The 5,639-nt window shown below is 71.2% G+C and carries 5 protein-coding genes; 4 read left to right on the forward strand and 1 reads right to left on the reverse strand.

Annotated elements, in window-relative coordinates; genetic code table 11:
• From ACY45C_RS12705 to ACY45C_RS12720, 4 genes are all read left to right on the forward strand, one after another.
• On the forward strand, positions 1-389 hold a 389-nt coding region (locus ACY45C_RS12705; RefSeq protein WP_462187828.1), incomplete at its 5' end, for a Rieske 2Fe-2S domain-containing protein.
• Entirely contained in the window at positions 386-691 is a 306-nt protein-coding gene (locus tag ACY45C_RS12710; RefSeq protein ID WP_462187831.1) for an MmoB/DmpM family protein, read from the forward strand. The genes ACY45C_RS12705 and ACY45C_RS12710, both read left to right, overlap by 4 nt.
• Before the next feature lie 2 nt (positions 692-693).
• A complete protein-coding gene (locus tag ACY45C_RS12715; protein WP_462187832.1) occupies positions 694-1,719 on the forward strand; it encodes an aromatic/alkene monooxygenase hydroxylase subunit beta in 1,026 nt (341 codons plus the stop codon).
• 60 nt (positions 1,720-1,779) lie between these two features.
• Positions 1,780-2,268, forward strand: coding sequence for a beta-class carbonic anhydrase (locus tag ACY45C_RS12720; RefSeq protein WP_462187834.1), 489 nt, complete (start codon positions 1,780-1,782; stop codon positions 2,266-2,268).
• Positions 2,269-2,509: 241 nt separating this feature from the next.
• Here ACY45C_RS12720 and ACY45C_RS12725 read toward each other — a convergent pair whose 3' ends face one another.
• On the reverse strand, positions 2,510-5,092 hold the full coding sequence (locus ACY45C_RS12725) for a Tex family protein (RefSeq protein ID WP_462187835.1): 2,583 nt from the start codon (positions 5,090-5,092) through the stop codon (positions 2,510-2,512).
• Positions 5,093-5,639: the final 547 nt, after the last annotated feature.

A 5,639-nucleotide genomic window follows, 5' to 3' on the forward strand; every position in this document is an offset into this window, starting at 1 on the left:
GCACCGCAGTGGCGTGGACCGACGTCGCCTCGCTGGACGAGGTGTGGGAAGGCGACGTGCTCGAGGTGACCGCGGGCGCCGAGCAGGTGCTGCTGGCGCACCTGCCCGGCGGGGCGCTACGGGCGTACCAGGCGGTGTGTCCGCACTCGCGATTCCCGCTGGTCAACGGCGCCGTCAAGGACGGGGTGCTCACCTGCGCCGCGCACCACTGGGAGTTCGACCTGGCGACCGGCGAGAGCCTCAACCCGAGCGACTGCCGGCTGTACAGCTTCCCGGTGCGCGCCGACGGCGAGCGGATCATTGTCGGGATCCCACCCGACGGCCGACGTCACTACAACCGGTGCCGTGGCGCTGCGACCGCGGCACCGACGGGGAGACGATTTTCATGACCGCCGACTCCAGCCGCCTGGTAGGCCCCATCGTCCGCGGATTCGACCCGGACGTCGTCGAGGCACTGCACGCCGCAATCGAGAAGGACAACCCCGACCAGATGCTGGTCGTGGAGGACCGCAACGGCTACGTGCGCATCAACGCGCCCCGCTTCCTGCGGGTCACCCGCGCCAGCCTGGAGGAGGCCGCCGGCCGGTCCGTCCCGCTCGCCACCCTCGAACCCGCCCTCGCCGGCTTTGCCGGGCGGATGCGGTACGTGAGCGACGACGAACTCGTCTGGTACCTGGACCGGAAGGACTGAGGATGACTACCGCCCCCACGGCGAGGCCCCTGCGCACTTGGAGTGTGTTCGACGGGGCCCGCCGCAAGCCGAACGAGTACGAGACCGTCACCGGCCACTTTCACTACCACTTCGGGCGGCAGCCGGCCCCGTTCGACCTTGATCCTGACAGTCCGATCAACCGGTGGTACCTACGCTACCGCGAGGGCTCGCCGCTGCGGGGCGTGGACTGGGAGGCGTTCCGCGACCCCGCCCAGCTCAACTACCGCCGCTACATCGCTCTGCAGCACGACCGGGAGATCTACGCCGAAGGCGTCGTCGACCACTTCGAGGCCCTCGATGCGGATGCCGGCCTGAACCCGGCCTGGGTGGGTGTCCTCGCGCGGCTTTACCTGCCCGCCCGCTACCTGTTCCACGTGTTGCAGATCACCAGCCTGTACGTCGGCCAGCTCGGACCCAGCGCCTACGTCAGCAACGCCGCGTTCTTCCAGGCCGCCGACGAACTGCGCGCCCTGCAGTGGATCGCCTACCGGGCCAAGGCTCTGTCGTTGGTCCATGGCGCCGACCTCGCCGACAGCCGGGCCACCCGACGGTTCTGGGAAGAAGACCCGGCCTGGCAACCCGCCCGGGAGGCGCTGGAGCGGTTGCTGGTCGCCTACGACTGGGCGGAGGCCTTCACGGCGCTGAACCTCGTCGTCAAGCCGGCGCTCGACACCCTGCTCAAGACCGCCCTCCCCGACCTCGCGGACGCCAACGGCGACGGCCTCACCGCCCAACTGCTGCGCGAGTCCGGCGTCGACGGCGCCCGCAGCCGGGCGTGGAGCGCGGCCCTGGCCCGCCACGCCATCGCCGAACGGCCCGACAACGCCGCGGTTCTCGCCGTCTGGGAAGAAAGCTGGCGCCCCCGCGCGGAGACGGGCGTCGCGGGCCTGGCGGCCGGGTTCGGCGATGCCCCGAACCCGGCCAGCCCGGCCGAGGTCACCGCCACCGTCGCCGCGACCACCGCGGCGTTCCGTGCCTCCTGGACCGGCACGGCGGACCCCGCCTGAACCTGCGGATCCCGCCTGAACCTCCGGCCTCCACCACCGATCCGCCCCCCGGAAGGACCCATGTCCGTCACCGACGACTACCTGACCAACAACGCCGCCTACGCGAAGACCTTCGCCGGGCCGCTTCCGCTGCCGCCGTCCAAGCACATCGCCGCCGTCGCCTGCATGGACGCACGGCTCAACGTCTACGCGATCCTCGGCCTGGGCGACGGCGAGGCTCACGTCATCCGCAACGCCGGCGGCGTCGTCACCGACGACGAGATCCGTTCCCTCGCGATCAGCCAGCGCCTGCTCGGCACCCGCGAGATCATCCTGATCCACCACACCGACTGCGGCATGCTGACCTTCACCGACGACGATTTCAAACGCTCGATCCAGGACGAGACCGGGATTAAACCGGAATGGGCCGCGGAGTCGTTCACCGACCTGACCGAAGACGTACGCCAGTCGATCGCGCGGATCAAGGCGAGTCCGTTCATCCCGCATACCGGCGCCATCCGTGGCTTCATCTTCGATGTTGCCACCGGACTGCTCGCCGAAGTCGCGTGATATCCGCCTGCCGCACCCTGCTGTTCAGCGCCTTCGAGTATCGACTCACCATTATCGGTATCACCGTCGGTTCTTTCTGACGACACCGGACTTCGTCCGCCGTCGGGGTGCTTCGGGGATCAGTACCGTCGATCCGCGAAGCACCTCCGGGGGGAGCCAGGTGAGTGGGGCCGGCGGGAGGCGCCGGAGCCGATAATTCCCGGCCCGACCCGCCGGCCCCACCCGTCACCTGGTCAGTGGGTCAGCCGCGCTTGCGGCCGGACTCGCCGAGAGTGATCTGGTCGCCGTTGACGATGCCGGCCCGGCGCAGCGCCTCGGCGATCGCGCCGTCCGGCACACTGGATCCGCTGCGGCCACCGGAACCCCCGCGGCCACCGGAACCGTTCCTGCCACCGGAACCGCCACGACCGCCCATGCCACCGCGTCCGCCGGAACCGCCAGCGCCACCGGCACCACCGGCACCGCGACCGCCGGCACCACCACGTTCGCCACTCGCGGTGCCCCGGCCGCCATCCCGCTGATCACCACGATCACGGCTCCCGCCGCGTCCGGCGCCCGCACCCGCGGCTCCCCGCCGGTCACCCTCGCCGTCCCGGCGACCCGGACCCCCGGCACCGGCCTCGTCGTCCAGCCGCAGCGTCAGCGAGATCCGCTTGCGTGGGATGTCGACGTCGAGAATCTTCACCGTCACGATGTCGCCGGGCTTGACGACCTCGCGCGGATCGCTGACGAAGTTCTTCGACATCGCCGACACGTGCACCAGGCCGTCCTGGTGAACGCCGATGTCGACGAAGGCCCCGAACGCGGCGACGTTCGTGACGGTTCCCTCCAGGGTCATGCCGGGGACCAGGTCCGCGAGCGTCTCGATCCCCTCGGTGAATGCCGCCGTCCTGAAGGCCGGCCGCGGGTCACGGCCGGGCTTCTCCAGCTCGGCGAGGATGTCGGTGACGGTCGGCAGGCCGAAGGTGTCGTCGACGAACTCGCTCGGCTTCAGGGCTCGCAGGACCGCGCCGTTGCCGATAAGGGAGCCGAGGTCGCCGCCGGTCGCCGCGAGGATGCGCCGCACCACCGGGTAGGACTCGGGGTGCACGCTGGAGGCGTCCAGCGGATCGTCCCCGCCGGGGATGCGCAGGAAGCCGGCGCACTGCTCGAACGCCTTCGGCCCGAGGCGGGGGACGTCCTTCAGTGCGGCCCTGGTCTGGAACGGCCCGTGCGTGTCGCGGTGGCGCACCACGCTCTCCGCGAGGCTTGCCCCGATTCCGGACACCCGGGTCAGCAGCGGGGCAGACGCGGTGTTGACGTCCACCCCCACCGCGTTCACGCAGTCCTCGACCACCGCGTCCAGGGATGACGACAGCCGGGACTCGGACAGGTCGTGCTGGTACTGCCCAACCCCGATCGACTTCGGGTCGATCTTCACCAGCTCCGCGAGCGGGTCCTGCAGCCGCCGGGCGATCGACACGGCCCCGCGCAGCGAGACGTCGAGCCCGGGGAGCTCCGCCGCGGCATAAGCGGACGCCGAATACACCGACGCCCCCGCCTCCGACACTGTCACCTTCGTCAGCGACAGCTCCGGGTGCCGGCGGATGAGGTCCTCGGCGAGCTTGTCGGTCTCCCGGGAGGCCGTCCCGTTCCCGATCGAGATCAGGTCGACGCGGTGCTCCCGGGCGAGCCGGGCCAGGGTGGTGATCGACTCGTCCCACCGCCGTGCCGGGACGTGCGGATGAATGGTGTCGGTGGCGACCACCTTGCCGGTCGGGTCGACCACGGCGACCTTCACTCCGGTGCGGTACCCCGGGTCGAGACCCATGGTCGCCCGGGTCCCGGCCGGCGCCGCGAGCAGCAGGTCACGCAGGTTCGCCGCGAACACCCGCACGGCGGTGTCCTCGGCGGCCGTCCACAGCCGCATCCGCAGATCGACGCCGAGGTGCACAAGGATGCGGGTGCGCCAGGCCCAGCGGACCGTGTCGAGGAGCCACCGGTCCGCCGGCCGGCCCGCGTCGGAGATCCCGAACGTCTCGGCGATCCGCGTCTCGTAGTCGGTCGGCCCGGGCGGCGGGGCGGCGTCCGGCTCCGCCGGCACGCCCGGTTCGAGGGCCAGGTCGAGAATCTCCTCCTTCTCCCCCCGGAACGCCGCGAGGATGCGGTGCGACGGCAACGAGGTGAACGGCTCGGAGAAGTCGAAGTAGTCCGAGAACTTCGCCCCCGCCTCCTCCTTACCCTCCCGGACCCGGGAGACCAGGACACCACGCGACCACATTCGCTCGCGCAGCGTGCCGATCAGGTCAGCGTCCTCGGCGAACCGTTCGACGAGGATCGCCCGCGCCCCCTCCAGCGCGGCACCCGCGTCGGCCACGCCCTTCTCCGGATCGACGTAGGCCGTCGCTGTGGCGTACGGGTCGAGCGAGGGGTCGCCCAGCAGGCTCTCCGCCAGCGGTTCGAGGCCGGCCTCCCGGGCGATCTGCGCCCTGGTCCGCCGCTTCGGCTTGAAGGGCAGGTAGATGTCCTCCAACCGGGCCTTGGAGTCGGCGGCGAGGATCTGCGCCTCCAGGGCGTCGTCCAGCTTGCCCTGCGACCGGATCGACTCGAGGATCGCGCCGCGCCGATCCTCTAGCTCCCGCAGGTAACGCAGCCGTTCCTCCAGCGTGCGCAGCTGCGTGTCGTCGAGGGTGCCGGTCGCCTCCTTGCGGTAGCGGGCGATGAAGGGCACGGTGGCACCACCGTCGAGCAGGTCGACCGCCGCCGTCACCTGCCCCTGGCGCACGCCGAGCTCCTCGGCGATCCGCTGATGGATGGACTGCTGCGGGACAGATGTCGTCGTCACAATCCCTGATCCGCCTTCTCGTCGATCTTCGGTCGCCGGGCCGGGGGCCGGCCGCGTCGTCGTCGCTCGGGCGCCGTGCGGTGAGACCCGCGCCGACGCTCTGACTGCGAGACTACGGGTGATCACGCGGTTTTCCGCCCGCGGGCGGCGGTCCCGGCGCGGGTTCCCGCGTTCCCGCAGCCTCCTGGTTTCGAGCGCAGGCCTCCTGGTCTCGGGCATCGTCCCCGCGTGGCGCGGTTACGGCGGCGACCGGCCCGGCCCGGCGTGGCCCGCCTGGCCGGAGAACCGGTTCCGGGGTGGCCGGGTCGTTTCTGCTACCAGCTCTGATGAGCTGGGCGGTCTGATTGTGTTGCGGTGTATATCCCATTGGTTCGGCATGACCTACGATGTGCCCGTGCACACTGGGGACGGGGCTGCCGGCGCGGGCCGCGTGTATTCTCGGCATTCCGCCGCCGAGGTCGCGGTGAGTGGCCGGACGGGCTCCCGTGGGGGCGACCCGCGCTTTGCCGCGTCGGGCCGCGAGGTGAGCCGCGGGAGTACCCTGGGC

Source organism: Frankia sp. CcWB2, from assembly GCF_977927585.1.